Genomic DNA, 463 nt, shown 5'->3' with positions numbered 1-463 from the left:
TAGCTCAGTAGTAAACTACAAATTAAATCCAAGTATCAGCATCGCTGAAGGACTTGACGATGTGTGCAGTCAAGCTAGCTCCGAAGCCTAACAATGCAAACTCTTGTCCCTTAACACCGTAAGCTAATAGTGGGCCTAAACCACTGGCAACACTGGAAACATCATTACCACCACCATAAACAGTGATAGAATCTACATTGTTTAGGTCGTTGAGGAAGCTTTCAGAATCTTGGAACAATTCAGAACCGGTGGTATTTAGTTGTGAAAGAGCGATACTAGCCATAATTTTCTCCTAAGATAATTGTCACAATTCAGCAGATTTGACAGCGATTAAGCTGTGTATTGCTTAATCGCTAATTCAACAAGTTCCACAGAGCAATATAGCTCAGTAGTAAACTACAAATTAAATCCAAGTATCAGCATCGCTGAAGGACTTGACGATGTGTGCAGTCAAGCTAGCTCC

At 40.6% G+C, this 463-nt stretch carries 1 protein-coding gene; it reads right to left on the bottom strand.

What is annotated here, in order from left to right; translation table 11 throughout:
* Positions 1-22: 22 nt before the first annotated feature.
* Positions 23-283, bottom strand: a complete 261-nt coding sequence (locus G1O98_RS38635; protein ID WP_163939754.1) for a hypothetical protein — start codon at positions 281-283, stop codon at positions 23-25.
* Positions 284-463: the final 180 nt, after the last annotated feature.

Source organism: Nostoc sp. UIC 10630 (assembly GCF_010747425.1).
Lineage (GTDB): Bacteria > Cyanobacteriota > Cyanobacteriia > Cyanobacteriales > Nostocaceae > Nostoc.
The sequence above is the reverse complement of the archived record's forward strand: the minus strand, read 5'-3'. Positions and strand labels throughout refer to the sequence as shown.

Coding starts and splice junctions, on each gene's coding strand:
- G1O98_RS38635 (WP_163939754.1), bottom strand. CDS start 283: ATGGCTAGTATCGCTCTTTCACAACTAAATACCACCGGTTCTGAATTG.